The organism is Nocardia brasiliensis ATCC 700358 (assembly GCF_000250675.2).
Lineage (GTDB): Bacteria > Actinomycetota > Actinomycetes > Mycobacteriales > Mycobacteriaceae > Nocardia > Nocardia brasiliensis_B.
Genome location: NC_018681.1, coordinates 2,491,209 through 2,515,823 on the forward strand (window position 1 = coordinate 2,491,209; position 24,615 = coordinate 2,515,823).

Below are 24,615 nucleotides of genomic sequence, written 5' to 3' on the forward strand. Positions count from 1 at the left end.
TATGTGACGTTGACCCGCGGCGTGCAAGTGGTGCTTTGGCGGGTGCCGCCGGTGGCTCGTTGTCTCGCAGGCGTCCCGCTATGCCCCGCGCGTCCTGGTGTACCGCGCGCGTTTTGGTGTGCCGCGCGCGTGTTAGTCGATGACACGCGCGCGGGGTGACGAAAGGCGCGCGGGAGGGAGAGGGCTGCTGTCGCGGTGCGACGTTGCCCCGCGGAGCGCGGGGTGTGGGCGGCGCTTCGCTCGTTTGCAGCCGGGGGGCGTGTTGCCTCGCGCATGCCCTGTTGTCGCGCGCACGCTTTGGTGCGCCGCGCGCGTGTTTGTCGATCGACGCGCGCGGGAGGACAGGAAGTGCGCGGAAGGGGTGGAGGCGTTGCCGAGGGGTGGAGGTTTTGCGGGAGGAGTGGAGGCGTTGCCGGAGGAGTGGAGGTTTTGCGGGAGGAGTGGAGGTTTTGCGGGAAGAGTGGAGGCTTTGCGGGAGAGGCAGAGATTTCGCGGGAGAGGTGGGGGATTCAGAGGCGGATGCCGAGGGTGCCTGTCCAGGTGGGGGTGTCCAGGCCGGTGCGCTGGGCTAGGGCGAACATGGCGGCGATGTCGGCGTCGGTGCGTGGGGGGAAGTCCTCCCGGTCGTGTTCGTCTTCGGGGAAGTGCTCGTCTTCCAGACGGGTCATCTGCTCGGCGTAGTGCCGCACGAGACGTTCGGTGACCGCGCCGCGCTCGGCGGCGTCGAGCAGTTCTGCGCATAGCTGCGGCATCTCGCTGTCGGGCTCGAAAAGCAGCCAGTCGGCGATCTTTTCGAGTGCGTCGGCAGGGTTGGTCAGAGCGGAGATGCCTGCGTCGAGTCCGTCGTCGGACAGGTCTTCGGGGTACGGCGCCCGGTGCCAAGCACCCTCGTCGCACCAATAGACGCACCCGACCATGCAGGCATCGATCAAACCTCGAAGGTATTGGCGCGGTAGCCATTCCGGTGCACCGGCGAGCAGGTCGATCGTTTGATCGTGCCATTTGACCTTGCTCGACTCGTCTTCGCCGACGAGCACGGCGCGGCCGTTGCCGTACCACTTCAGTTCCCACCAGGTGCAACCGCAGTCGTCCCAATGCAGGCCGCCGTCATCGATCCAATATCCCGAACGATGAACGGGTGACTCCTCCTCTCGTGCGCGGCTGTACGTCGCGACCGCGACACCGGCCCACCGCCGCCACAGCAGCTGCGGGTCGGGCAGATCTCCGGGTTGTCCAGGCTGGTGCAGATGCCCCAATGTGCTTCTCCTGACTCGTATTCGGTGTGAGCCTAGACAGACTCACCGACACGGTCCGGACGCGCGCTCGGCGGCCCCTTGGCGCTGATCGAGTTCGGCACCTACTCGGTCGCCGTCGCGACCCGCCGCATTAGCGCGGCGTCGCGATCGAAGAGCAGGTCGGTGGCGCGTTCCCGGATCGCCTCGGGCGAAAGGCGCGGCCTCGATCAGGCGGTCCAGCGCGGGGCCGCCGAGCCGGACACGGTCAGTCGCGGCCGCGACCGTAGCGGTCGGCCAGGCGCGATTCCGTGGTGACGGGTGGCGGTGCGGCGGGGGCGGATTCGGGTTTCGTCGCGGATGCGGCTGGGGCGCTGCCCTTTTCCTTGCGGCGTTCGCGCAGTTCGGCGTAGACGAAGTAGCCGAGACCGAGCGGGGCCATGATGCCGAAGGCCAGCCATTGCAGGCCGTAAGAGAGGTAGGGGCCCGCGTCCAGTTGAGGGAGGGGCGTCGGTGTGAATGCGCCGGGCTGGTTTTCGTCGAGTTGCAGGTAACCGCCGCGGTCCGCGCCGGTGGGCACGGCGGTGAGCGGTTGTTGCAGCACGGCGGATTCCTGCGCGAGATCGATCGAGTACACCTGACGGAAGCCGTCCTGGACGGACGGATCCTTGCCCGGCGTCACACCTTCCGACATCCGGACTCTGGCCTCGAGGCGTTGCGGCCCAGGCGGCGGTTCCACGATCGGCGGCGGGCGCACCCCGTCCACCGCGGCGACCAGGCCGCGGTCGATCAGCAGCAGTCTGCCGTCGTCCAGGCGGAACGTGCCGAGCACCGCGTACCCGGGTGCGCCGTCGAGGTGGCGTAACCGGACCAGCACCGTCGAATCCGGTTGATAGCTGCCCGAAGCGATGACTTTGCGCCATTCGCTGTGCGTTTCGTCGGTGGCCGGGGTGCCGAGGACCGTGGTGATGTCCACGGGGTCGGCGCGCACCGAGTCGGCGATGAGCTGGTTGCGGTGCGAGGTGGTGGTGTTCTTGCCGAGCTGCCAGGGCGCGAGCACGGTGAAGCAGAGGTAGGCGAACGCGACGACCAGCACCGCGAGGATCACCCAGCTCGGGCGCAGCAGGAAGGTCAGCCGGCGGATCATGCGCGTCCGTCCAGTACGGGATCGGGGGGCTCGGATTCGGCGCCGAGCGCGGCACGAACCCAGTCGAGCAGGCCCGGCATCGCCGCCTCGATCTGATCGCGGACCAGTTCGAAATCCGCGGTGTCGCCGTAGTAAGGGTCGGGCACGTCGGGGCCGTCCGCGTCCGGATCGAAGCTGCGCAGCAGCCTGCGCCGGTCCGCGGGGACACCGCGCCGTGCCAGTTCGCGTTCGTGTGAGGTGTCGAGCGCGATCAGGAGATCCGCGTCGAAATGATCGGCGCCGAGCGCGGCCGCCGCGTGCCCGGTGCGGTAGCCGTACTTGTGCAGGGTGGCGTTCGTGCGGTGGTCGGCGTCGTCGCCGACGTGCCAGGAACCGGTGCCGGCACTGCTGACCCGCACCCGGTCGGCGAGGCCCGCGCGGGACAGATGCGCCGCGAAGATCTTCTCCGCCATCGGAGAACGGCAGATGTTGCCGGTACAGACGAACGAGACGTGCAGCTCACCCACGCCTGCCATTCTGGCCGGTCGCCCGTCGGCACCGCCACGGAGGGTGCGCGGACTGGGCCGAAGGTGGTCGCGGTCACCCGAGCCGACGGTGGTGCAGAGCCGTCCTGGTGTGGCGCTGCCGCGGTGATGGCGGGCAGTGCGGGTGGCGGATGTGCAGACCTGACGCGGGTGGCGGAGAGCTGGAGCGGGGTGGGTGGCGGAGAGTTGCAGCGGGGTGGGTGGCGGAGAGCTGGAGCGGGGGTGGGTGGGGGAGAGTTGGAGCGCGGTGGGTGGGGGAGAGTTGGAGCGCGGCGGGTGGCGGAGAGTTAGAGCGCGGCGGGTGGCGGAGAGTTAGAGCGCGGCGGGTGGCGGAGAGTTGCAGCGCGGCGGGTAGGCGGAGAGCTGGAGAGCAGGCGCGCGACGCATGTCCTCGCCGCTGAACTGGGCCGGCGACGATCCCACGTAAGGTGCTCTCGTGCCCGAGGACAGCGTCGACCATGCGAGCCTGCGCCACCACGGCGACGTGGACGCGCGGCCGGGCATGCTCGATTTCGCGGTGAACGTGCAGGGCAGTGCGCCGCCGGATTGGTTGCGTGAGCGGTTGGCGGCCCGGCTCGACGACCTCGGCCGGTATCCGAGTGCCGAGGCGGAGTCGGCGGCGCGGCGCGCGGTGGCGCAACGGCATGGCCGCAGTCCGGACGAGGTGCTGCTGCTGGCCGGAGCCGCGGAGGGTTTCGCCATGCTGCCGCGGCTCGCGGGACGGCTGGCCGCGGTGCTGCATCCGTCGTTCACCGAGCCGGAACTCGCACTACGGGAAGCCGGAGTTCCGGTGACCCGGGTGCTACTCGGCCCGCCGTACACCCTCGACCAGGCCGCGGTGCCCGCGGAAGCCGACCTGGTGGTACTCGGCAATCCCACCAACCCGACCTCGGTGCTGCACCCCGCCGACGCGATCAAGGCCTTGCGCAGACCGGGCCGGATCATCGTGGTGGACGAGGCGTTCGCCGACGCGATCCCCGGTGAGCCGGAGTCGCTGGCCAGGTTCGCCGCACCCGATGTGCTCGTCCTGCGCAGCCTCACCAAAACGTGGGCGCTGGCCGGGCTCCGCTGCGGTTACGTCCTCGGCGCACCGGAGGTGCTGGCCCGGCTGAATCACGGCCGCGCCCATTGGCCCTTGGGCACACTGCAATTGGAAGCGATCACCGCCACCGCGGCCCCTGACGCGGTCGAGCAGGAACAGCGGCAGGCGAAACGGATCGCCGCCGACCGCACCGCGATGATCGCCCGGCTGGCCGAACTCGGTGTGCACGTGCACACCCCGGCCGCCGCCCCGTTCCTGCTGATCCAGGTCCCAGACGGTGAACTCCTCCGAAAGCACCTGGCGGACAAGGGGATCGCCGTACGCCGCGCCGACACTTTTCCTGGTCTGGGACCGAACCAGCTACGCCTCGCGGTGCGCGGTCCCGCCGAAGTAGACCAGCTGATCGCTGCGATCCGAACGGCAAACCTGTGCTGACCGTCCGGGCCCCGATCAGGCACGTCGGTAACGCGTCCGGCTTGATCGCCCGCGCTGCGTCGAATGGCTGCTCCGCCGGTCGGCACGATCCGCGCGGGCCGAGGATGGACGCGCATTCGAGTCGGGTGGACATGGGGCCGGTTCGGCCGTGTGCACAGCATCGAGTGACGGCCCCTTCGATCGGCACGGATCAAGGATCGATGGAAGGCAAAGCGAGCACACCGATTTCGCTCCTCCGCATCAGGTCGAATGACGAGTGCGTTTCGGGTGATGAGCGCGCGGCCGGCACGCGGGTAGCGATCGTGCGAGTCTCGAGCGCCCGCACAGCGCGCTCGGATGGTCTGCGTAAGGCCGCGTTGGTCGCATCCGGCTCGGGTGATGTGCGTGACGCGCCCGGCACCCGCGTAGCGAATGTGCGAGCCTCGGCAGTGCGCCGGTTGCAGTCAGCGCCGTCGAGCGGACGCGACCGCGGTTCGGCCGGAGTGCGCCGACAAAGATTGCGACAGTGCAGTATTCGACCGGAGAAAGGTAGACGATGACCACGCTCGCGGATCTCATCGCGGTGCTCGATACCGCCTACCCGCCGCGGCTCGCCGAATCCTGGGACTCGGTCGGGCTCGTCGCCGGTGATCCGGCCGACGAGATCACCCGGGTGCTGTTCGCGGTCGACGCGACGGCCGCGGTGGTGGACGAGGCGATCGAGTGGCGGGCACAGGCTTTGGTGGTGCACCATCCGCTGCTGCTGCGCGGGGTCGACACTGTCGCGGCGAATACGCCGAAAGGTGCACTGCTGCATCGGCTCATCCGTTCCGGCTGCGCCCTGTTCACCGCGCACACCAACGCCGATTCCGCCGATCCGGGCGTCTCGGACGCGCTGGCCGCCGCGCTCGGACTCACGGTGACCGGCCCGCTGGACGCCAAACCCGAGGCGCCCGTGGACAACTGGGTGGTGCAGGTGCCGCGCTCGCACAGCGACGCGGTGCTGGCCGCCTTGTTCGCGGCGGGCGCGGGCGGCAGCGGCGACTACCGCGACTGCGCGCTGCGGGTGCCTGCGATCGGTCAGTTCCGGCCGATGTCGCAGGCCGATCCGGCGGTCGGCGCGCGCGGCGAACTCCAGCATGTCGAGGAGGAGCGACTGGAGGTGGTCGCGCCGCCGAATGCCCGTGCGGCACTGCTGGCCGCCTTGCGGGCCGCGCATCCCTACGAGGATCCGGCCTATCACATCACCGAGCGGGCGCTGCTGCCTTCGGCGCTCGGGATCGGCCGCGTCGGCACCCTCGCGGCGCCGGAGACCTTGCGCGCCTTCACCGATCGGGTGGCCGCCGCGCTGCCGCCGACCGCGTGGGGCGTGCGCGCGGCGGGCGACCCGGACCGCAGCGTCTACACGGTCGCGGTTTGCGGCGGCGCGGGCGATTCCTACCTCGACGCCGTCGCGCGGCTGGGCGTCGACGCTTACGTCACCGCTGATCTGCGCCATCATCCGGTGGACGAACAGCTGCGCCGCGGCGGCCCCGCGCTGATCGACGCCGCGCACTGGGCCACCGAATTCCCCTGGTGCGCACAGGCGGAACGGGTGGTCCTGTCCGAACTGCCCGAGCTGGAAACGCGGGTCAGCACCCTGCGCACCGACCCGTGGACGGTCAGCGCGCCCAGCTGAACGCCGACTGCCGTGGGACACGCCGGTATTCGGGGGACTGTGACAAACTCGCGTTCGGCGTGTCGGGGCGTGTCCGGTGGATCGACGTGCGCCGCGGGTGGATTGCGCGAGTCGAGCGGTCATTCGGGGGTACAACTACCGCATGAATTTCCCGGTGAATTTCGGCTTCATACAGGTCGGATTGATCTTGATCATCCTGATCGGGATCGCGCTGCTCGTCTCCGGGGTGGTGCTGGCGCGCCGGATCGGCCTGCGGGCGCTGATCACCCGCGGCGGCAGCGGTGTGGTGCTGCTGCTCGGCGCGGTGGTGCTGCTGTGGGTGGCGACCCTCATGCAGACCTATCTCGGATTGACCGGCGAGATCAAGGCCGCGCACGTGGTGGCGAAGCCCGTCGCCGGGCAGGAGCACCGCCTCGACGTCGAACTGACACTGTTCGGCGACGACGACCACGAGGATCAGCACCTGCGTTACCAGGTCGAGGGCGATATGTGGGTGTTGCAGGCGGGCATCGTCGAACTGGAGCCCTGGGTGAACGCGATGGGCTTCCACTCCGGATACAAGATCAGCAGGTTGTACGGGCAGCGACTGGACGGCGTGGCCACCACGCAGAACCAGATTTTCCTCAACGACGGCGACGAGGACTTCTTCAACGACATGACGAAGGGCCGCTGGTGGACCGAGCCGTTCGTGCGCTCGGCCTACGGCAACGCGGTGATCGCGGTGCCCGGCGAATACGACGTCTTCATCTCCCGCGACGCGATCAAGACGCGCGCACCGGCCTAATGGTGCGGCGTCGGTCAGGGAGCGGACCCCGGCGGGGTACGGTTGAGAGCCGACCCCGTCCATAGCGTTCAGGAGTTTGTCCGCGTTGAATGTCGAACCACCGATCCAGGCCAAGCTGCTACAGCTCGCCGCTGTCGACACCGAGCTGACGCGGATCGCGCATCGCCGCACCGTGCTGCCCGAACAGCAGGAGGTGGCCCGGCTGGAGGCCGAGCGAAACACGCACAAGGATGCCGCGGTCGCCGTGCAGATCATGCTGGACGATCTCGATCGCGATATCCGCAAACTCGAGGGCGAGGTCGACGCGGTCCGTAAGCGCGAGGAGCGCGACAAGGGCATGCTCACCGCCGGAACCGTGAACGCGAAGCAGCTTTCGGAGATCCAGCACGAACTGGGCAGCCTGGAGCGGCGGCGTTCGGTGCTCGAGGACGAGCTGCTCGAAGTGATGGAGAAGCGCGAGGCCTCGGCTGACGACTACCAGCACGCGGGCGCCCGGCTGGACAAGACCGAGCAGGAGCTCGCCGACGCGCAGCGCCGGCGCGACGAGGCGCTCGCGGATCTCGAAGTGGCACAGGGGCGTTGCGACGCCGACCGGGCCGCGCTGGTCACGCTGTTCCCGGCCGATCTGCTCGCGGTCTACGACCGTCAGCGCAGCCAGCACGGTGTCGGTGCCGCCCTGCTGCAGGCCCGCCGCTGTGGTGCCTGCCGGATCGAGCTGGACCGCGGCGAGATCGCCCGGATCGCCAAGACCGCGCCCGACGTGGTGGTGCGCTGCCCGGAATGCAGCGCGATCCTGGTGCGCACCAAGGAATCGGGACTGTGACGGTGGTGGCCCGCGCGAAGCGAGTGGCACGGTGACCGAACGCGAGGTGATCGTCGAGGCCGACGGTGGCTCCCGGGGTAACCCGGGCCCGGCCGGTTACGGCGCCGTGGTGTACGCCGCGGACCATGTGCGCGTGCTCGCCGAGCGTCGCGAGTTCATCGGCGTCGCCACCAACAACGTTGCCGAATATCGGGGCCTCATAGCGGGTTTGGAGGCTTCGGCGGAACTCGGGGCCCAGGTCGTCGCGGTCCGGATGGACTCCAAGCTGGTGGTCGAGCAGATGTCCGGCCGCTGGAAGGTCAAGCACGCGGCGATGATTCCGCTCGCCGACCGGGCCCGCAGGCTGGTCGCCGGCTTCGACCGGGTGAGCTTCACCTGGATTCCACGCAACGAGAATGCGCACGCCGACCGGCTGGCGAACGAGGCGATGGACGACGGCACACTGATCGACGAGGTGCGTACCGCCCGCGCGGCCGAACAGTCCTCGGCGCCAACGGCTCCGGCGAGTACGGCCGTCGCAGCGCAACCGGCCCCCGGCTGGACCGGCGCCGCCGGTCGCCCCACCCGCCTGTTGCTGCTGCGGCACGGGCAGACCGAACTGTCGGTGCAGCGCCGCTATTCGGGTCGGGGCAATCCGCCGCTCACCGAGCTGGGCCGCGAGCAGGCCGCGCGCGCCGCGAAAATGCTTGCCGCCAAAGGTGATATCAGCGCGGTGCTGAGCTCGCCGCTGAGTCGCGCCCGCGATACCGCACAGGCCGCGGCCGACGCGCTCGACGCGCCGCTGACCGTCCTCGACGGCCTCATCGAAACCGACTTCGGCGACTGGGAGGGCCTGACCTTCGCCGAGGCCGCCCAGCGCGACCCGGAACTGCATGCCCGTTGGCTCGGCGACCCGTCGGTGCCCGCGCCCGGCGGCGAAAGCTTCGATCAGGTGCGCGAGCGCGTGGACGCGGTGCGCCGGGATCTGGTCACACAGTATCCGGGCACGAATCTGGTGGTGGTCAGTCACGTGACCCCGATCAAGACGCTGCTGCAGTTGGCGCTGGCCGCCGGGCCGTCGCTGCTGTACCGGCTGCATCTGGACCTGGCCGCGCTGTCGATCGCGGAGTTCTATCCCGACGGGGGCTCGTCCGTCCGGCTGTTCAACGACACCTCGTACCTCTGATACGGACGCGATAGGAACGCCCCACGTCGATTGTTCGACCGCCGCCGTTCACCCGGCCGTTGCCGGGTGCTGCTGCCCGGTCATAGTGTTCGACGATCATTCGCAGGCTCGCTGACTCCGCTCCGGTGCTCACCGAGTCGATTCGCCGTGCGGCGGTCGCGCAGCGTATAACAGTTGAGTATCGTCGGCCGCCGGGTTCGGCCGTATTCGGGGTGGGTGAGAGTGAAAGTCTGTTCGGGTGAACGCTTTTCATGGTCGACGCGCTGTCGTGTGGCCTGCGTCTCAATCGGCACGCGACTGTGTCGCAGTGCACAGAGTGTTGTGCGCTCCGCCTTCCCGTGGCCATGCTTGGTAGCCGATAGGTAGCTGGCATTGCTCGAATTCCGCTGCATCGGCTGGTTCCACCGCCGCGGGCGGCCGCAGATTCCATCGGGGGTGGTTTGCTCCCCGATCCAGGTGCGTGCGTGTCGGCACGCGCACGCACCTTTTCGAAAAGGAGAGAAGTGGCAAAGAAATTCAGATCTCTCGCGATCGCGGCGGCCGCCGTGGCGACCGCGATCGTCGGCGGTGCGGGCAATGCCTCGGCCGCGCCGAGCGCGGTGCTCGGCGGCGGCTCCGGGATCATCTTCGACAACAATTCGGCGTGCTCGCTGACCACCATCGGCCACGACAGCGCGGGCAGGCTCGTCGGCCTCACCGCAGGTCACTGCGCGCCCGCCGGTGCCAGGTTGATCGCCGAGCGCACGCCCGCGGCCGGGGTGATCGGCACCGTCGCGTTCTCCGACAACGGTGAGGGCCTGGATTACGCTGTGCTACAACTCGATCCGGAGCGGGTCACCCCGGTGCGCAGCATCGGCCCGACCACCATCGCCGGTATCGGTGTCCCGCCCGGCCCGGGTGGCACCGTGTGTGCGAGCGGGCGCACCAGCGGCACCGACTGCGGCGTGGTGTGGGGCTCGCTGGACGGCACCAGCATCAACCAATACTGCTCCAAGCCAGGCGATTCCGGTGGTCCGGTCTTCGTCGGCGATCAACTGGTCGGCATGAACCAGGGACGGCTGACCGGGATCGGTCCGATCGGTTTCGACGTGCCGTGCACCACGGCCGCCAACCCGGTGCACTCGCCCGCGTTCTTCCAGCCGATCGCGGTGATCCTCGCCGCTGTCAACGCGCAGAACGGCATCGGCGCCGGCTTCCAGCCCATCTGAGGCTGATCGCGTTACTGCGGTGACGAATTCGCCGCGGCCGCCAGCTCACGCAGCGCGGCCGCGGTGAGTTCGTCCAGAGGGTAGAACAATTCGATGGCCAGCTCGGACAGTGTCACGTCCGCGGGTGCGCCGAACGTGGCCATCGTGCTGAACATCGAGAGTTCGCCGCGCGGCGTGCGGATCCGGATCGGTACCTCGAACGGGCTCGGTTCGCCCGCACCGACTTTCGGCTCGTCGGGCCGGTGTGCCGGCGGCGGGTAGCGACGCACCTCGTCGTGCAGCGCCGCCAGCTGCGGATCGCCGCTCGCGCTCACCTGACGAGCGAGCCGCTCCAGGAACAACTCCCGCACCTGGCCCAGATTGGCCAGCCGTCCGGCGAGTCCTTCCGGGTGCAGCACCAGGCGGTACACATTCGGCTGCGGTAGCAGCAGGTGGTCCGGGATGCCGTGCAGCAGCACGCCCATCGCCGCGTTGCCGATGACCACATTCCACACCCGATCGACGACCACCGCCGGATACGGCTCGTGGGCAGTCAGCATCGTTTTCAGAGCGGCGCGGACGGAGGCCAGGTGCGTGTCGTCCAGGTCGCTCTCCCGGTAGGCGGGCGCGTAGTCGGCCGCCAGCAGCAGCGTATTGCGTTCGCGCAGCGGCACATCCAGCGCCTCGGCCAGGCGCAGCACCATCGTCCGGCTGGGCTTGGCGCGACCGGTTTCGACATAGGAGATGTGCCGGGCCGAGGTGTCCGCGGCCAGTGCCAGATCCAGCTGGCTAAGTCTGCGGCGCTGCCGCCATTCGCGGAGCAGCCCGCCCACTCTCGTCCGGGCTCCCAGCTGCGTCGACACCACGTCAGCAGGGTAACCAGTGGTCCGGCGGACGGGCCATGACCTCAGAGGTTATTGAGACGCTCACCTCAGACCGGCAAGGTGAGGTTCCGGAGCCGAACGGTCCGGCTGAACTCGACCGAACAGGAGCGCGACAGTGAGCACAGTTCTTTCCGCCGACCAGACGAGCACCGAATTCCTACGCACTGCCTTGCGCGTGGACGGATGGGGGACCGGTGTGTTCGCGGTGGTCATGCTGGCCGGCGCGGTCGCACTGCGCGACCCGCTCGGCCTGCCCACCGCATGGTCCGTTCCGTTCGGCGTCGCCATGCTCGGTGGCGCGCTGGTCCTGCGGTTGATCGCGGGATACCCGGAGATTCCGTTCGGGCAGGCGTGCGCGGTGGTAGCGGTCAACACGTTGTCGGCGGTGGGGATGGTGGTGCTCGCGCTGTCGGGGCTGATCGCCTTGACCGGTCTGGGCATCGCGTTCCTGTTGGTCGGCGCGGGGGTGGTGGCCACCTTCGCCGCGGTCGAATACACCGGCATCCGCAGAGCCGGGTACTGAGCGCGGTACCCGGTCTGCGGATTCGAGGGCCGAGCGGACGTCGCGGGTCGATCATCGTGCGGCGCTACGGCCGGGCCGTGTCGCACGCGATGCGCGTGGTGTGCCGCAGTGTCGCGTCGCTGGGTGCAGCAGTGCTGATGGTCGCGGGTGCGCTGGTAAACGGTTTGCCCCGCACGGCGCGTGACAGGTAGACAACTCAGATGGGGACATCGACGATCGGCATCCGCTTGCTCGCCGCCGACGACTGGGAAACGTTCCGGCGGATCCGGTTGCGCGCCTTGGCCGACACACCGCAGTTCTTCGGATCGACGCTCGCCGACGCGCAGGCGCGTACCGAGGAGGGGTGGCGCGCCGCCCTGTCCCAGCGGGTGCAATTCATGGCCGTCGCCGACGGTGTGGAACTGGGCACCGTCGGAGCCATGCGCGACGCGGACCGCGGTGGCCTGCACCTGATTTCGATGTGGGTGGCGCCGGAGGCCCGCGGCACGGGCGTGTCGGACCTACTGGTGGAGGCGGTGCTCGACTGGGCCGACACCGCGGGCAGTCCGCCGGTCTGGCTCGAGGTGGCCGACGGGAACACCGTCGCCGAACGCCTGTATCTCCGGCACGGATTCGTGCGGACCGGCGTGACCGGCCCAGTGGCACCGGATGATCCGCGCCTCGAGCACGAACTGGTGCGCCGCCGCTGACGTACCCGCGTTTGCCTGCCTGGTCGCCGGGTATTCGCCCCTCGATCGGGAGGTGACGGACATGCCGAAGCGGCACGGGCACCGTGTGGTGGATTGGTCGACGGGGCCGACGGTGTTGCGGTGGCGTTCGTGGTGGGGTGTGTTCCGCCGGACCGTCACCGAATTCCTGGACGACAATCTCTCGGATTGGGCTGCGGCGCTTACCTATTACAGCGTGCTGTCGATCTTCCCCGGCTTGGTCGTGCTCACCGCGATCTTGGGTGCGCTCGGCCCGTCGGCGACCCAGTCGCTGATCGACACCATTCAGCAGATGGGGCCGAGCAGCGGCACCGCGCTGCTCGTCGACTCCCTGCGTCAGCTGCAAGGCGCGAGCCAGTTGTCCGGCCCGTTGGCCGTCATCGGATTGGCGACGGCACTGTGGACCGCCTCCGGCTATATCGGGGCGTTCATGCGAGCCGCCAACGCCATCTACGACACCGAAGAAGGGCGGCCGATCTGGAAAACCGTTCCGGTGCAGCTCGGTTTGACCGCGCTCATGGTGGTGTTGCTCGCGTTGTGCGCCATCGGCGTTGTCGTGACCGGGCAGGTCGCCGAGCGGGTCGGGCAGTGGCTCGGGATCGGCTCGGCCGCGGTACTGGTGTGGGACATCGCGAAATGGCCGGTGCTCGCCGTGCTGGTGAGCTTGGCGTTCGCCCTGTTGTACTGGGCCGCGCCGAACGCGCAGCAGCCGGGCTTCCGGTGGTTGAGCCCCGGCAGCGTGCTCGCCGTACTGCTCTGGATCGCCGCATCGGCCGGATTCGCCGTGTACGTCGCGAATTTCGGTTCCTACAACAAGGTTTACGGTTCGCTCGGCGGCGTCGCCGTCTTCCTCATCTGGTTGTGGCTCTCCAATATCGCGGTGTTGCTCGGCGCGGAATTCGACGCCGAACTCGCGCGCGGGCGGCGCATCGAACAAGGGTTCCCGCCGGACGAAGAACCCTTCCTGCCCCCGCGGGACACCCGAGCCATGTCCGAAGACAACGAATCCGGCGATGCGGCTCGAGCCGCAGCCGACCAGCCCGCAGCAGACAGGAGCCGATGATGGGCGAGCCGAAACCCTCCGATGCCGAAACCGACAAGTTCCAGGAGAAAGCCGACGCGGTCCGCGAAAAGGCGGCGGCAGCAGAGAAACTCGCCGCCGAGAAGTCCGCGCGCGTACGTGAGACGGCCGAGCAGAAAGCAGCCGAAGTGACCCGCAAGGCCGAAGCCAAAGCCGCCGAAGCCGAGCGCGCCGCCGCAGCCGCCGCCGCGGACCGAAAGCAGGAAGCAGAACACGACACCGCCGAAGCGAAACGCAAAGCCGCCGCCGCGATCCGGGGCGCACAGGCCCAAGCGAAGAAGAAAGCCGCGGAAGTGATCGACGAAGGGAAGACGCAAGCCGCACAGGTGAAAGCCGCTGCCGGTAGCGAGGAGCCGCGCACTGCTGAGAGTGCTGGCGGCGCTGTCCCGCCCGCTGGTCAGCCGCGGTCTGACGACGCAGCGAAGAGCTCCGCCGGAGCGGTCGGTGCGGAGCAGGTCGACAGCGCTCAGAAGAGTGCGGCGGCGGCCGCGCGGGCGAAGGCGGGTGTTGCGCAGTCGAATTCGGCGGACGCGGTGCAGGCGGAGACCGGTGCCGCGCAGCAGAGGTCGGCCGAGGTGGCGGACGCGGGGCAGGCCTCGGATTCCGCCGCTGCCGCGCAGGTGAAGGCTGTTTCTGCCCAACCGGATTCGGCTGATGCGGCACGGGCGCAGGCTGGTGACGCGCAACAGAGTGCGGGTGAGGCGGCGGAGGCAGTGCAGGCGGGGGCGGATGAGGCCGCGGAGGGGATCGCGAAGGTTGCGGCTGAGGCGAAAAGGGCTGCGGCCGATGCTATCGGGAAGGTCGAGGAGAAGGTCGGCGTCGAGAACCCGAACGCGGCAGCGGTGCTCGGGGCGGCGCACGCGAAAGTAGATGATGCGAAGGAGGCGACTGCTGCTGTCGCCGAGAAGGCGCAGGAAAAGGCCAAGGCGGCAACGGAGAAGGCTGCGGAGTCGATCCGTGTGGCGGTCGAGCGGACCGATGAGGCCACCGAGCGCGCCAGGGACGCCGCCGAGAAGGTCGCTGATTCGGTCCCGGAACCTGTTGCGGAACAGAGCCGTTCGCTTGCCGGGGCGATCCGCAGGCAACCGGCGGCCGCCGGCGCCTTCGTGATCGGCTTCGCCGTCGTGCTCTGGCGTGCCCTGCGCCGCCGCCGCTGACCGCGCGCCGCCGCTGACTGCGTGCGTGGTTGACCGCGCGCGCCGCTGACTGCGTCAGCTGCTGACTGCGTGCGCGGCAGCCGTGGACCAAGCGACAGATAGGTTCGCACCCACAGACCTTCGACACGGCTCACAGCCGTTATATGCCCTGTGAACCGCATGGATCCTCTGTGAACCCTCGGCCAGCGCGGGCAGGAGCGGCAGTTCGGCCCGCGTTCCGCCCTCGCGCGCCGGTGCCTTCGTGTCGTCTTCGCCGTCGGGCTCTGGCGTGCCCGGCGTCGTCGCCGTTGACCGCGTGCCCCCGTGAACCGCAAAGAAGGTCTGTGGATTCTCGGCGAGTGCGGGCGGTATCGGGCAGCTCGGCGTGCGTCCCGCTCTCGCCCGCCGCTGACCGGTGCCCTGCGTCGCCGCTGCTGACCGCGCGGCGTGCGTCGTCGTCGCTGACCTCGCGCGCAGTAGCTGTGGACCAAGCGATGACCGCGGGCGGGTGACCTCGGGCAGCAGCTGTGGACCAAGCGACAGATAGGTTCGCACCCACAGATCTTCTCTACGGTTCACAGCGGTTATATGCCCTGTGAACCGTAGAGAAGTTCTGTGGACCCTCGGCGAGCGCGGGGCGGCAGCGGGCAACTCCACCCTCGCCCACAACTTCAACGCAGAGCGTGCTGGAGCTTGGCGAGGAAGCGGGGGAGGTGGGGGTCGGTGTCGGATAGCGCGAATCCATCGATGCCCCACCAGCTCTGATCGCTGAACTCGCGGGGTTCGAGGGTGTAGGTGGCGCTGCGTCGGCCGCGGATGACGTACCAGAGGCTGATGTCTTCGTGGCCGCCGTGCGTGCCGACGGTGGTGGTGCGGGTGAGGAACAGCGGTGCGGTACCGGTGACGGTGAAGTCGGCGGTGATGCCCAGCTCTTCGGTCGTCTCGCGGCGGGCGGTCGCCAACGGGTGCTCACCGGGGTCGACGTGCCCGCCGGTCGGCAACCACAAGCCGGCGAGGCGGTGGCGCCCGAGCAGAACGGCGCGAGCGTCCGGGTCGACCAGGACGACGTAGCTGACCAGGTGTCGCGGCGGAATGTCCGGTTTCACGCGGCGGAACACGTCATCGGTGGACGCCAGCCACGTCAGCGTCTCGTCGATGTGTTCCTTTTCCACCGCATCGAAAGGGGCGATCCCGCCCACGATCTCGGCGATGGCAGCAGTCGCGGTATGCATGGGCGAGGACTGTAGTGTCCGGCACAGACAGAACGGTGCTCAGTCGAGCGTGACCGGCCGTAGCCGGGTGGTGTACGTTCCGGCGCGGTCGAGCGCGTCCACGGCCGCCGCGAGTTCGAGCGCGGCCTCGTCGAAAACCTCTCGCGCACCGGCGACGCAGGAGGCGGCCGTGGTGAGCGCTCCGGCGCCCTCGGTGTCGATCAACAGCCCCGCGGTTTGTAGTGCGCCGTAGTCGTCGGCCAATTGGCTTACCCTGCTGCGCAGTTCACGAAGCTGGTCGAGGAGATGTGCGCGGCGGGCTTCCAGAAGCAAAGGATCGGAGAGCATGTAAAACCTCGATTCACGCAATGCTGCTTGCCTGTAATCTACGCCGCCCGCCAGGCTTGGATCGCTCGGCTCCGACCGCCTGCGAACTCTCGGTCGCGGCGAGCGCCGCCAAGAGTTGTGCACCGGCCGCCCGCATCACGAATCGGCGTCCTTCCGTCGTTCACGCGACCGACGGCCGGGTTGCAGGTGCGAGGCGCAGGAGTGTGACACCGTAGGTGACCAACCAGACGACCCACAGCAACCAGCTGATCAAGCTGATCAGAGCGAGCGGACCGCCGTGGTCGATGACCAGGGGAGTGAGCGTCGCGGAGACGAAAAGCCCTGCGGCGGCGAATAATCCGACGGCAGCGTGCCAGCGGCGGATCAGCCCGGCCCGACGACCGCCGAGCGACAAGCCGAGCAGGGCGACGGTGAGGAACACCCCGTTCAGCACGAACAGCGCGTTGTGCAGCGCCCACAGCGCGGCGGTACCGGAGCGCTCGGTGGTGGCGCTGAGGGCGAGGCGGATGGCGACCACGCCGACGAACGCGGCGGTCTGCAGCAGCAGCCCGGCGAAGCCGACGAGCGACCAGGCCGAACCGGCGGCCCGTTCGCGCGGCCAGATGGTCGCGACCGCGGCGGCGCCGAACACGATGACGCACAACCACGCGGCGGGGGTAACGCTCGACGAGAGGCCGACGGCACCGGATTCGGCGGTGAAGAAGGTGTTCACCTCCTCGATGTCCGCGCCGATGACGGGCATGCCCGCGGGTTCGAGAACGAGGTTGGCGCCCACGATGAGCGCGGCGAAGCCGATGGCGCCGAGGCCGCCGAACCGGGTGAACGGCCAGGCGTTGCGGCGTTCCGTTTGGATTGTCATATATTGAATATAAGTAGCGTAAACCGAAAGGGGAACCCCTATGGCGGAAGAGCAGGCACGCCGCCGCTATGACTCGTTGCGGCGGATCGCCCAGGCGCAGCAGACGAGCGCGGAGATCGCCCGCGCCGCCCGGGCCTTGTTCCTGGCCAAAGGCTGGGCGGCGACGACCGTGCGGGACGTGGCGAGCGAGGCGGGTGTTTCGGTGCCGACGGTCTACGCCGCGTACGGCAACAAGGCCGGGCTGACTGTGGCGCTGGCCGATGCCGCCGACCTCTCGGCGGACCTACCGCACCTGCTCACCGAATTGGAGGCGGCCGACCCGGCCGGTCAGCTCACGGCGATGACGGCCTACGACCGCAGGCTGTTCGAGCGCGCGGGCGATGTCATCATCCTGTTGCGCGACGCCGGACGCACGGAACCCGAACTGGCGCAGGCCTATCGGGACGCGCGCGGCCGGGCCGACGACGCCCACCGCCAGGTGCTCGGCTCGTGGCCGCCGGGCACCCTGCACCCCACCCTCGACCTCGCGACCGCGCTCGACATCTACGCGGCCCTCTGCAACATCGACGTCTACACCGAGCTCACCGCCGAACGCGGCTGGCCGCCGGAACGCGTCGAAAAGTGGTGGGCGGCAACGCTGATCCGCGAACTCCTCGCCCTACCTCAGCAGAGCCCGGCGAGTTTGTAGAGCACCAGCGACCCCGCCACGGCGACATTGAGACTGTGCCCGGTGCCGATCATCGGGATCTCGACGGCCACGTCGAGCAGCTCGAGCCCCTCCGGCGGGATGCCGGTGGATTCGTGTCCGAGGACGATGACGGTGCGCCGCCGCGCGGTCGGGAGATCGGCGAGCCGGATCGATTCGTCGGTGAGTTCGACGCCGACGATGGCGGAGCCGCCGGCACGTTGACGAGCGAGCCAACGCTCGACCCGGCCGTCGATCCAGTGCACGCACTGCTGTTTTCGCAGTGTGTTGCCGTGGGCGAGGGCATCGGGCACCCACGGTTTGCGCGGTACGGCGAGGCAGGCGCCGACCGCATCGCAGGTGCGCAGCAGGGTGCCCAGGTTGACGCCGTACTTGGGCCACAGCGGCGCGATGAGCAGATGATTCCAGCAGCCGTGTGCACGCGGCCTGCGTTGCCTGCGCAATTCCGGGCGGGATTTCACCCGCGCGGCTGTCATCGGTGGTCGGGAAGAGCCTTCCCGTGGCAGAGAACAGAATTCATGGGAATGGATGCTTCGCGGCGCATCGGGGCCATCGTCGAGGACATTCGCGGCGACGGCCGCATATCCACCATACGGCACCCGCACGCGCCCTACGGCCGGAGCACCGACACCAAGAATTCGGTCTGGTCGTACACCGCCTTCTCGAAGGTGTCGTCGAAGTAGATGTCGAAATGTCCCACCGGGTAACGCTTCACGACCGCGTGCTTGGTCCGTTCGGCGGCGCGCAGCGCGGGCTTGACCGGGGTGATCGAGTCGTTGTCGGCGAGGGCGTACAGCACCGGCATCTTCAACGCCTTGGCGCGCCGGCCGGGCTTGTCGAACATCGCCGAAAAGGCAATGCGGGCAGCTACTTTCGGCTTGTAGTGTTCGCTCTCCTCGGCCAGCCTGCCGTTGCCCTCCGGTACGTCGGTCGCGCTCATCAGCGCGGCGGAACGCTTGCGACCGGCTAATCGGATGCCGATGGGCTTGCGCCGCAGCGGGCCGATGAGCAGGTCGGTGGCGGCGATGGCGGTCACCTTGGTCAGGCTGATCGGGCCCTTCGCCAGCGCGCTGGACCAGCCGCTGGTGAACGGCACCTGCACCACCACCGCGGCCAGGTAATCGTCCTCGGGGGCCACCGCCAGGACGTGACCGGCGCTGAACGAGGTGCCCCACAGGGCGATCCGGGTCGCATCGATGCCACGGATGGTGCGCGCGAACGCGATGGCGGCGCGCCAGTCGTCGCGCTGCTTGCCGATCCGGATGAGCTGGCGCGGTTCACCCTGGCTCGCACCGAAGTTGCGGTAGTCGAACACGAGGACGGCCATGCCCGCGGCGGCGAAACGCCGCGCGTACCGATCGAGCCCCATCTCGCGGTTCGCCCCCAGGCCGTGTCCCATGACAACGAGCGGGCGGGGCTTGGGCGCGCCGTCCGGGCGGTAGAGCCAGGCGGCACACTGCTCGCTTCCGGACGGGAAGCCGACCTCGACACGTTCCATGGCACACCACCGTACTGCGTCCGCGGCCCCCGCACCCTGGCGGAGGCTGCCAGGCCGAGTACTCTGGCAGCGCGGACGAGTTGGCCGGGCGACCGCGGCATCGGGAACGGGCACATTTGTGCCGCCGCCCGGAGTCGAGGAAAGTCCGGACTCCACAGAGCAGGGCGGTTGCTAACGGCAACCCGGGGCGACCCGCGGGACAGTGCCACAGAGAACAGACCGCCCACGGCCTTTCGAGGTCGTGCGGTGAGGGTGAAACGGTGCGGTAAGAGCGCACCAGCGCCCCGGGTGACCGGGGCGGCTAGGTAAACCCCGCCCGGAGCAAGGTCGAAGGTCGCATCGCTCGCGGTGCGGCTGCGCAGGTGTTCGAGGGCTGCTCGCCCGAGCCTGCGGGTGGACCGCTCGAGACACCCGGCGACGGTGTGTCCAGATGGATGGTCGCCCCCCGGTGCGAACCGGGGACAGGATCCGGCTTACAGGCCAACTCGTCCGCCCGTTCGGGCCTGGATCCGCCCGTGCCGGTGGTCTCCGGGCGAACGCCACGTGAACGGGCGAGATCCATTCTGTGGCCAGCTGATTGGGTCGGCCAGGACGCCCGCGATACCAGTATTGTCGGTCGAGTTTTGTGCGGCGTGCCCGATTCGGCGCGGCCGTGAGATCGACTGCTAGGAGATTGTCATCAACGTTCAGAGCAAGCCGCGCCGGATGAGCGTTCTCGCCGCCGCGGCGGCCGTGGCCACCGTGGCCTGCGTCGGCCCGGCCGTCGCCGCACCGACGACCGCCACCGCTCCGCCGAACAAGGTCGATGTCACCGGGGCCGAACGCGCCAGTGGTGAGGTGGTCGTGTCGGTGACCTACCTGTGCGAGCCCGTCGATGCTCCGGTGACACTGCAGGTGTTCATCCGCCGCGCGGAGGGCGAGCAGACGCTCGGCGCGAAGTCCGCGGCCACCTGCGACGGCACGCCGCAGAAGCAGCGCGCCACCGCGACCAAGGTGGCCGATGCCGAACCGTTCACCCCCGAATCCGACCAGAGCGTGCGGATTTTCGCGTCGCTGTTCAACGGCGACCAGGCGCTCGAGGGTGGTACCGCGCTGAAGCGGCTGACTCTGAAATAGTCTGCCCCGCAACGCCGTGTTCGGTGTCATGATGGAAGTAGCTGCGGGGCCGCAGCGTCCAGGCACCCGCCTCTGCTGTCTGCGGACGCGATTCAGGCGGGCGGGCCATGGATTTCCTGACGATCGTCGGCAGCATCTTCGGCTTGGGCGCGGTGGCGGGCGCGATCGCGACCGCCACGAGCGCCCGGGTGGTCGCACAGTACGAGAAGGGGTTGGTCTTCCGGTTCGGCCGGGTGATCGCGACGCGAGATCCCGGGCTGCGCTTGCTGATTCCGTTCGTGGATCGAATGCAGAAGGTGTCGACGCAGATCGTCACCCTGCCGATCCCCGCGCAGGACGGCATCACCCGGGACAACGTGACGGTCCGGGTGGACGCGGTGGTGTACTTCCGGGTGTTCGATCCGGTGCTCGCGGTGGTGGAGGTGCAGAACTATCTGTTCGCGGTCGGCCAGGTGGCGCAGACCTCGCTGCGTTCGATCATCGGCAAGAGCGACCTGGACAGCCTGCTGTCCAACCGCGAAGAGCTGAACAAGGGCCTGGAGATCATGATCGACAGCCCGGCGCTGGGCTGGGGCGTGCACATCGATCGGGTGGAGATCAAGGATGTCGCACTGCCGGATGCGCTGAAGCGCTCGATGTCGCGGCAGGCCGAGGCCGAACGCGAACGCCGGGCCCGCGTCATCTCCGCGGAGGGCGAACTACAGGCCTCGCAGATGCTGGCGCAGGCGGGCGAGCAGATGTCCCAATCGCCCGCATCACTGCAACTGCGCCTGCTCGAAACCGTGGTTCAGGTTGCGGCGGAAAAGAATTCGACCCTCGTCCTGCCCTTCCCCGTGGAACTGCTGCGCTTCCTGGAGCGCAGCACCCCCTCGACCGCGGCCCCCACGACCCCTCAACCCGAACTTCCCACCACCGAACAACAGCAAGAACTGAATTCTCCCGACAACCCGCCGCCCCCAAAACAAATCGCCCCCTAGACGTGCTGGTGGCTATCCCGATACGGGTACGGCGGACGCTTTTCGGGCGCCGCCGTGTGTCCCGCATCGGTAGCTGAAACAGCCTCGGCTCAGCACATCATCTTGGCCATCTGGTAAATGGCCTTCGACTCCTCGGTGGTCGCCTCGGTCTTGCCGGAGGCCCGCTTGGTGATGTTCTTGACGACGTCGTCCTCGGGCTTGCCCGCCTTGATGTCCTTGCAGGTGTCACTGAGCACGGTGGAGATCTTCGCGTCGTCCTTGCCGTCGGCGAGTTTCGGGAACGCACCGCGGAAGCTGACGACGAACGCGCCCGCCTTCACATTGTCGACGACCTGGGTGTCGCCGCTCGACTGCGCGGTGGTGGAAGAAGAGGCGGCATCGGTGGTGGCCTTGTCGTCCCCGCAGCCGGTGAGCAGCAGGGCAAAGAGGGTCGCGCTGGCCGCGAGAGCGGCGGTAGTTCTGATCACGGAGCGGGATGCTAGCGGGCCGGAACCAAAGTCGCCTCCCGTCCGGTGAACGGGAGGCGACAGGTTGTGGCAGAAGGTCTGTCGGTCAGACCGGGGAGACGACGAAGACCTGGGCCCAATAGGCTGCCTGGTCCGCGCCGATCAGCGGGGCCAGGTAGTCGAACAAGATCGATGACATAGCTACGGAACTCCCAATTGTCGACGTACAGGACATTTCAGAATGTGCGGGCCGAATGTGAGCCACGCTACGGCGGGCAACGTTAGCAGCCACGTCGGCGGCCTGCGCGCCGTGCCGGGCCGCCATGCCGATGCGCGAGTAACTAGCCGGACCGTGATCGACGTCATAAAGTAGGGGCCGTCGGCTTGGCCCGTTTGCCGGGCCGCGACGTTCCCTTCACACTTCGAATGCGGGAAAGCAGGTCTCAACTCATATGCGGATTGTTCGCTCACTGGTCGCCGGCGCGTTGATCGCCGGTGCTGCTTCGGTTTTCGCCATGCTGGGGGCCGGTTCCGCCGGTGCCGTAGCGGTGACACCGCTGCCGGGCGGGGTGCAGGTCGACCTCAGCCCTGCCGACACGGCCTGGGTCGCCCAGAACCGTTTCGGGCAGACCCTCGCCGGTCTGCCCCATCCTTCGGCGCCTTCGTTCGGTCAGGCGCTGGACGCGGCCGCCGCGGTGTCGGCGGCGGTCCCGGGCGGACATGTCACCTTCACCGTCTACGGGCCGCTCGATTCGTTGAACGGCACCATGCTGGCGTTGCAGTAGGACTGGCACACCCAGCGTGGAATTGCATCAGCGGATCGTCTCGGCGCCGGTCGACTTCGGCGCCATCCGTTCCGAATTCGGTTTGGCCTCGGCGTACCCCGCCGAGGCCACCGCGGAAGCCCGCGACGCGTCCGACGCGTTCGCGGGCGACCGGAACGATCGCACCGACATCCCGTTCGTGACGATCGACCCACCGGGGGCCATGGATCTGGACCAGGCCCTGCATCTGGAGCGCACCGGCACCGGCTTCCTGCTGCACTACGCCATCGCCGACGTGGGCGCCGTGATCGTTCCCGACGGCGCGCTCGCCAAGGAGTCCGGCGCCAGGGGACAAACCTTCTATCTGCCCGACGGCACGGTGCCGCTGCATCCGCCGGTGCTGTCCGAGGGCACCGCGAGCCTGCTGCCGCAGCAGCGGCGCCCGGCCGCGCTGTGGACCATCGAACTCGACGAAAACGCCGAACCGCAACGGTTTTCGGTGCAACGCGCGCTGGTGTGCTCGCGCGCCAGGCTCGACTACGCGGGCGTGCAGGCCGACGCCGACGCGGGCCGCCTGCACCCCTCGATCGCAGCCCTGCCGGAGTTCGGCAAGCGGCGCATCGAGGCGGGACTGGCCCGTGGCGCGATCGGCTTGCGGCTGCCCGCGCAGAGCATCGTCCGGGACGATCGCTCGCCGGGGCACTGGCGGCTGATCGTCGAACCACGCACCGCCGCCGACGACTGGAACGAGCAGGTCTCGCTGCTCACCGGGATGTGCGCGGCCCGCATCATGCTCGACGCGGGCGCGCCCGCCCTGCTGCGCACCATGCCGCCGCCCGCCGAATCCGCGATCGCGTCCATGCGCCGGACCGCGGCCGCGCTGGGCGTGGCATGGCCCGCGGCGCAACCGGTCGGGCAGCTGCTCGCCGCACTGGACCCGAACACCCCGGCCGCGCTGGTGCTGATGTCGGAGGCGACCAGCCTGTTGCGCGGCGCGTCCTACACCGTGGTGAACGGCGATACGACCGAAGCGGCCCCGGAAACGTTGCAGCACAGCGCGATGCACGCGCCGTACGCACACGTCACCGCGCCGCTGCGCAGGCTGGTCGACCGCTACGCCACCGAGATCTGCCTGGCTCGCTGCGCGGGAACCGAAGTGCCGCAGTGGGTTACCGACGGTCTCGCCGACACCGCGGACACCATGCGCCGCAGCGACGCGACCGCGAACAAGGTCGAACGCGCCTGCATCGACCTCACCGAGGCGACGCTGCTCGCCGAACGCGCGGGCACGGAGTTCGACGCGGTCGTGGTGCGCGAAGCCAACGGCAACCGCGCCGCCGAGATCTTCATCGCCGACCCGCCGGTGCTCGGACCCTGTACCGGCGAGCCACCGGAAGGCGAACAGGTGCGCGTCCGCCTGACCGCCGCCGACCCGACCACCCGCAAGATCGCCTTCACCTACGCCCCCACGGGCTAGTCGCCGTTGGCGGTCAACGCGGCGGCGGCTTCGGGGTAGCGGCTGAGGGCCTGGCGGGCGGCGGTGTCTTCGGCGCCGGCGAGGACGCGGTACAGCGCCGGGTCTTCGCCCGCGGCACCGGCGTCGGCGGCGATGCCGTAGAGCGCGTGCTGGGATTCGACGGCGTCGCGGTGGTCGCCGAGCACGGTCTGCAGCCGTTTGGCGCGTCCGCCGAGGCCGGTCGCCGCGGCGGCGAGCACCTGCTCGGCGGCCTCGCAGGAATAGCGTAAGCGCTTGGCGCTCTTGCGGATATCGTGCAGCAGCTCGACCCGCTCGTCTGCCGTCACGGTGGGTTCCAGCTGGATCAGCCGTTCGACCCGTTCCCGATCACGTTGCAGCACAACACCGAAGAACTCGGCGGCGGGCACTTCGGCGCGCCGCGCCCGCAACGGTGGTTCGGTGCGCCAGTGCGTGAGTTCGTCGCGCAGGTCGCGGTAGCGCGGGCTGTCCAGCGCCAGCAGGACATCGGCGTGCGCGGCGGCGTAGCGCTCCTGCTGGGCGGTGACCAGCCGGGCCGTCACCGGCGCCAGTTCTGCCTCCGAATGTTCGCCCTGCTGAGCGTGTTTGGTCAACAGCGCCTCGAAACGCTCACCGCGCACCTCGGCGTCGCGGGCCACGCCGAGGACACCGGCCAGCCACTTGAGCTCCTCGCCCATCGAGGCGGCCGAGGCCCGCTCGAAAAGACTGCGGTAGGACCGCAATACGCTGCGCAGCCGACGGGTCGCGACCCGCATCTGGTGCACCGAATCGGGTGCGTCGGCCCGCACGTCGGGTTCGGCGGCCAGCAGCCGGTCGACATCGTCGCGTAGTGCCGCGATGATCGCGTTACCGGCTGTGGCCGTCATGG

26 protein-coding genes and 1 other RNA gene are annotated in these 24,615 nt (G+C 69.0%); 16 read left to right on the forward strand and 11 right to left on the reverse strand.

The genetic code is table 11. From position 1 onward, the window contains the following. Positions 1-509: 509 nt before the first annotated feature. From O3I_RS11150 to O3I_RS11165, 3 genes are all read right to left on the reverse strand, one after another. The gene (locus O3I_RS11150) at positions 510-1,256 is read right to left on the reverse strand and encodes a hypothetical protein (protein ID WP_014983013.1); all 747 of its coding nucleotides are present in this window, start codon (positions 1,254-1,256) and stop codon (positions 510-512) included. Positions 1,257-1,500: 244 nt separating this feature from the next. Further along, positions 1,501-2,376, reverse strand: a complete 876-nt coding sequence (locus O3I_RS11160) for an SURF1 family protein (protein WP_041563657.1) — start codon at positions 2,374-2,376, stop codon at positions 1,501-1,503. Beyond that, on the reverse strand, positions 2,376-2,894 hold the full coding sequence (locus O3I_RS11165) for a low molecular weight protein-tyrosine-phosphatase (RefSeq protein ID WP_041562557.1): 519 nt from the start codon (positions 2,892-2,894) through the stop codon (positions 2,376-2,378). Before O3I_RS11165 ends, O3I_RS11160 begins: the two co-directional genes overlap by 1 nt. 445 nt (positions 2,895-3,339) lie before the next feature. Here O3I_RS11165 and cobC point away from each other — a divergent pair, with 445 nt between their 5' ends. From cobC to O3I_RS11195, 6 genes are all read left to right on the forward strand, one after another. Continuing rightward, the gene (cobC, locus tag O3I_RS11170) at positions 3,340-4,380 is read left to right on the forward strand and encodes an Rv2231c family pyridoxal phosphate-dependent protein CobC (protein WP_014983016.1); all 1,041 of its coding nucleotides are present in this window, start codon (positions 3,340-3,342) and stop codon (positions 4,378-4,380) included. A 535-nt stretch (positions 4,381-4,915) separates the two neighbouring features. After that, a complete protein-coding gene (locus O3I_RS11175; RefSeq protein WP_014983017.1) occupies positions 4,916-6,037 on the forward strand; it encodes a Nif3-like dinuclear metal center hexameric protein in 1,122 nt (373 codons plus the stop codon). A gap of 142 nt (positions 6,038-6,179) precedes the next feature. Beyond that, on the forward strand, positions 6,180-6,821 hold the full coding sequence (locus tag O3I_RS11180) for a hypothetical protein (protein WP_014983018.1): 642 nt from the start codon (positions 6,180-6,182) through the stop codon (positions 6,819-6,821). Positions 6,822-6,906: 85 nt separating this feature from the next. After that, the gene (locus O3I_RS11185) at positions 6,907-7,644 is read left to right on the forward strand and encodes a zinc ribbon domain-containing protein (RefSeq protein ID WP_014983019.1); all 738 of its coding nucleotides are present in this window, start codon (positions 6,907-6,909) and stop codon (positions 7,642-7,644) included. A gap of 31 nt (positions 7,645-7,675) precedes the next feature. Continuing rightward, positions 7,676-8,809, forward strand: coding sequence for a bifunctional RNase H/acid phosphatase (locus O3I_RS11190; protein ID WP_014983020.1), 1,134 nt, complete (start codon positions 7,676-7,678; stop codon positions 8,807-8,809). Positions 8,810-9,312: 503 nt separating this feature from the next. Beyond that, entirely contained in the window at positions 9,313-10,017 is a 705-nt protein-coding gene (locus tag O3I_RS11195; RefSeq protein ID WP_014983021.1) for a S1 family peptidase, read from the forward strand. A gap of 11 nt (positions 10,018-10,028) precedes the next feature. Here O3I_RS11195 and O3I_RS11200 read toward each other — a convergent pair whose 3' ends face one another. Then, the gene (locus O3I_RS11200) at positions 10,029-10,859 is read right to left on the reverse strand and encodes a helix-turn-helix domain-containing protein (protein ID WP_424769581.1); all 831 of its coding nucleotides are present in this window, start codon (positions 10,857-10,859) and stop codon (positions 10,029-10,031) included. Positions 10,860-10,995: 136 nt separating this feature from the next. Between O3I_RS11200 and O3I_RS11205 the strand changes: the two genes are divergently transcribed. The 4 genes from O3I_RS11205 (at position 10,996) to O3I_RS11220 (ending at position 14,348) form a co-directional block, all read left to right on the forward strand. Further along, positions 10,996-11,403 (forward strand): hypothetical protein, encoded by a 408-nt coding sequence (locus tag O3I_RS11205; RefSeq protein ID WP_014983023.1) that lies wholly within the window; start codon positions 10,996-10,998, stop codon positions 11,401-11,403. 200 nt (positions 11,404-11,603) lie between these two features. Next, positions 11,604-12,092, forward strand: coding sequence for a GNAT family N-acetyltransferase (locus tag O3I_RS11210; RefSeq protein ID WP_014983024.1), 489 nt, complete (start codon positions 11,604-11,606; stop codon positions 12,090-12,092). A 61-nt stretch (positions 12,093-12,153) separates the two neighbouring features. Next, on the forward strand, positions 12,154-13,173 hold the full coding sequence (locus O3I_RS11215; protein ID WP_141692065.1) for a YihY/virulence factor BrkB family protein: 1,020 nt from the start codon (positions 12,154-12,156) through the stop codon (positions 13,171-13,173). Continuing rightward, the gene (locus O3I_RS11220) at positions 13,173-14,348 is read left to right on the forward strand and encodes a hypothetical protein (RefSeq protein WP_014983026.1); all 1,176 of its coding nucleotides are present in this window, start codon (positions 13,173-13,175) and stop codon (positions 14,346-14,348) included. The genes O3I_RS11215 and O3I_RS11220 overlap by 1 nt, the downstream gene beginning before the upstream one ends. Positions 14,349-14,998: 650 nt before the next feature. Here O3I_RS11220 and O3I_RS11225 read toward each other — a convergent pair. From O3I_RS11225 to O3I_RS11235, 3 genes are all read right to left on the reverse strand, one after another. Next, positions 14,999-15,559 (reverse strand): NUDIX hydrolase, encoded by a 561-nt coding sequence (locus O3I_RS11225; RefSeq protein WP_014983027.1) that lies wholly within the window; start codon positions 15,557-15,559, stop codon positions 14,999-15,001. 39 nt (positions 15,560-15,598) lie between these two features. Continuing rightward, positions 15,599-15,886 (reverse strand): hypothetical protein, encoded by a 288-nt coding sequence (locus tag O3I_RS11230; RefSeq protein ID WP_014983028.1) that lies wholly within the window; start codon positions 15,884-15,886, stop codon positions 15,599-15,601. A 160-nt stretch (positions 15,887-16,046) separates the two neighbouring features. Next, on the reverse strand, positions 16,047-16,745 hold the full coding sequence (locus tag O3I_RS11235) for a hypothetical protein (RefSeq protein ID WP_014983029.1): 699 nt from the start codon (positions 16,743-16,745) through the stop codon (positions 16,047-16,049). 40 nt (positions 16,746-16,785) lie between these two features. On the opposite strand from O3I_RS11235, the gene O3I_RS11240 reads away from it, so the two are divergent. Next, entirely contained in the window at positions 16,786-17,433 is a 648-nt protein-coding gene (locus O3I_RS11240) for a TetR/AcrR family transcriptional regulator (RefSeq protein WP_014983030.1), read from the forward strand. On the opposite strand, the gene O3I_RS11245 is transcribed toward O3I_RS11240, so the two are convergent. Beyond that, on the reverse strand, positions 17,409-17,927 hold the full coding sequence (locus tag O3I_RS11245; RefSeq protein ID WP_014983031.1) for a TrmH family RNA methyltransferase: 519 nt from the start codon (positions 17,925-17,927) through the stop codon (positions 17,409-17,411). The two genes, O3I_RS11240 and O3I_RS11245, sit on opposite strands and share 25 nt — an antisense overlap. A 134-nt stretch (positions 17,928-18,061) precedes the next feature. Continuing rightward, positions 18,062-18,949, reverse strand: a complete 888-nt coding sequence (locus O3I_RS11250) for an alpha/beta hydrolase (protein ID WP_014983032.1) — start codon at positions 18,947-18,949, stop codon at positions 18,062-18,064. Positions 18,950-19,025: 76 nt separating this feature from the next. On the opposite strand from O3I_RS11250, the gene rnpB reads away from it, so the two are divergent. The 3 genes from rnpB (at position 19,026) to O3I_RS11260 (ending at position 21,042) form a co-directional block, all read left to right on the forward strand. Beyond that, positions 19,026-19,441, forward strand: an RNA gene (rnpB, locus tag O3I_RS43300) — RNase P RNA component class A. Between the two features lie 213 nt (positions 19,442-19,654). Beyond that, positions 19,655-20,065, forward strand: a complete 411-nt coding sequence (locus O3I_RS11255) for a hypothetical protein (RefSeq protein ID WP_014983033.1) — start codon at positions 19,655-19,657, stop codon at positions 20,063-20,065. Positions 20,066-20,172: 107 nt separating this feature from the next. Further along, entirely contained in the window at positions 20,173-21,042 is an 870-nt protein-coding gene (locus tag O3I_RS11260) for a slipin family protein (RefSeq protein ID WP_014983034.1), read from the forward strand. An 89-nt stretch (positions 21,043-21,131) separates the two neighbouring features. Here O3I_RS11260 and O3I_RS11265 read toward each other — a convergent pair whose 3' ends face one another. Next, positions 21,132-21,509 carry a hypothetical protein gene (locus O3I_RS11265; protein ID WP_014983035.1) on the reverse strand — a complete coding sequence of 126 codons (378 nt, stop codon included), beginning with the start codon at positions 21,507-21,509 and terminating at the stop codon, positions 21,132-21,134. A gap of 431 nt (positions 21,510-21,940) precedes the next feature. On the opposite strand from O3I_RS11265, the gene O3I_RS11270 reads away from it, so the two are divergent. Continuing rightward, a complete protein-coding gene (locus tag O3I_RS11270; RefSeq protein ID WP_014983036.1) occupies positions 21,941-22,273 on the forward strand; it encodes a hypothetical protein in 333 nt (110 codons plus the stop codon). A 16-nt stretch (positions 22,274-22,289) separates the two neighbouring features. Further along, positions 22,290-23,729 (forward strand): RNB domain-containing ribonuclease, encoded by a 1,440-nt coding sequence (locus O3I_RS11275; RefSeq protein ID WP_014983037.1) that lies wholly within the window; start codon positions 22,290-22,292, stop codon positions 23,727-23,729. On the opposite strand, the gene O3I_RS11280 is transcribed toward O3I_RS11275, so the two are convergent. Next, positions 23,726-24,613: a CHAD domain-containing protein gene (locus tag O3I_RS11280; protein WP_014983038.1), complete on the reverse strand. Its 888-nt coding sequence runs from the start codon at positions 24,611-24,613 to the stop codon at positions 23,726-23,728. The genes O3I_RS11275 and O3I_RS11280 overlap by 4 nt on opposite strands. Positions 24,614-24,615: the final 2 nt, after the last annotated feature.

What these genes read in the sequence shown, in the direction of transcription:
- O3I_RS11165 (WP_041562557.1), bottom strand. Translation starts at nt 2,894, where the DNA reads ATGGCAGGCGTGGGTGAGCTGCACGTCTCGTTCGTCTGTACCGGCAAC.
- O3I_RS11175 (WP_014983017.1), top strand. Translation starts at nt 4,916, where the DNA reads ATGACCACGCTCGCGGATCTCATCGCGGTGCTCGATACCGCCTACCCG.
- O3I_RS11180 (WP_014983018.1), top strand. Translation starts at nt 6,180, where the DNA reads ATGAATTTCCCGGTGAATTTCGGCTTCATACAGGTCGGATTGATCTTG.
- O3I_RS11210 (WP_014983024.1), top strand. Translation starts at nt 11,604, where the DNA reads ATGGGGACATCGACGATCGGCATCCGCTTGCTCGCCGCCGACGACTGG.
- O3I_RS11215 (WP_141692065.1), top strand. Translation starts at nt 12,154, where the DNA reads ATGCCGAAGCGGCACGGGCACCGTGTGGTGGATTGGTCGACGGGGCCG.
- O3I_RS11220 (WP_014983026.1), top strand. Translation starts at nt 13,173, where the DNA reads ATGGGCGAGCCGAAACCCTCCGATGCCGAAACCGACAAGTTCCAGGAG.
- O3I_RS11225 (WP_014983027.1), bottom strand. Translation starts at nt 15,559, where the DNA reads ATGCATACCGCGACTGCTGCCATCGCCGAGATCGTGGGCGGGATCGCC.
- O3I_RS11230 (WP_014983028.1), bottom strand. Translation starts at nt 15,886, where the DNA reads ATGCTCTCCGATCCTTTGCTTCTGGAAGCCCGCCGCGCACATCTCCTC.
- O3I_RS11235 (WP_014983029.1), bottom strand. Translation starts at nt 16,745, where the DNA reads ATGACAATCCAAACGGAACGCCGCAACGCCTGGCCGTTCACCCGGTTC.
- O3I_RS11240 (WP_014983030.1), top strand. Translation starts at nt 16,786, where the DNA reads ATGGCGGAAGAGCAGGCACGCCGCCGCTATGACTCGTTGCGGCGGATC.
- O3I_RS11245 (WP_014983031.1), bottom strand. Translation starts at nt 17,927, where the DNA reads ATGACAGCCGCGCGGGTGAAATCCCGCCCGGAATTGCGCAGGCAACGC.
- O3I_RS11250 (WP_014983032.1), bottom strand. Translation starts at nt 18,949, where the DNA reads ATGGAACGTGTCGAGGTCGGCTTCCCGTCCGGAAGCGAGCAGTGTGCC.
- O3I_RS11255 (WP_014983033.1), top strand. Translation starts at nt 19,655, where the DNA reads ATGAGCGTTCTCGCCGCCGCGGCGGCCGTGGCCACCGTGGCCTGCGTC.
- O3I_RS11260 (WP_014983034.1), top strand. Translation starts at nt 20,173, where the DNA reads ATGGATTTCCTGACGATCGTCGGCAGCATCTTCGGCTTGGGCGCGGTG.
- O3I_RS11270 (WP_014983036.1), top strand. Translation starts at nt 21,941, where the DNA reads ATGCGGATTGTTCGCTCACTGGTCGCCGGCGCGTTGATCGCCGGTGCT.
- O3I_RS11280 (WP_014983038.1), bottom strand. Translation starts at nt 24,613, where the DNA reads ATGACGGCCACAGCCGGTAACGCGATCATCGCGGCACTACGCGACGAT.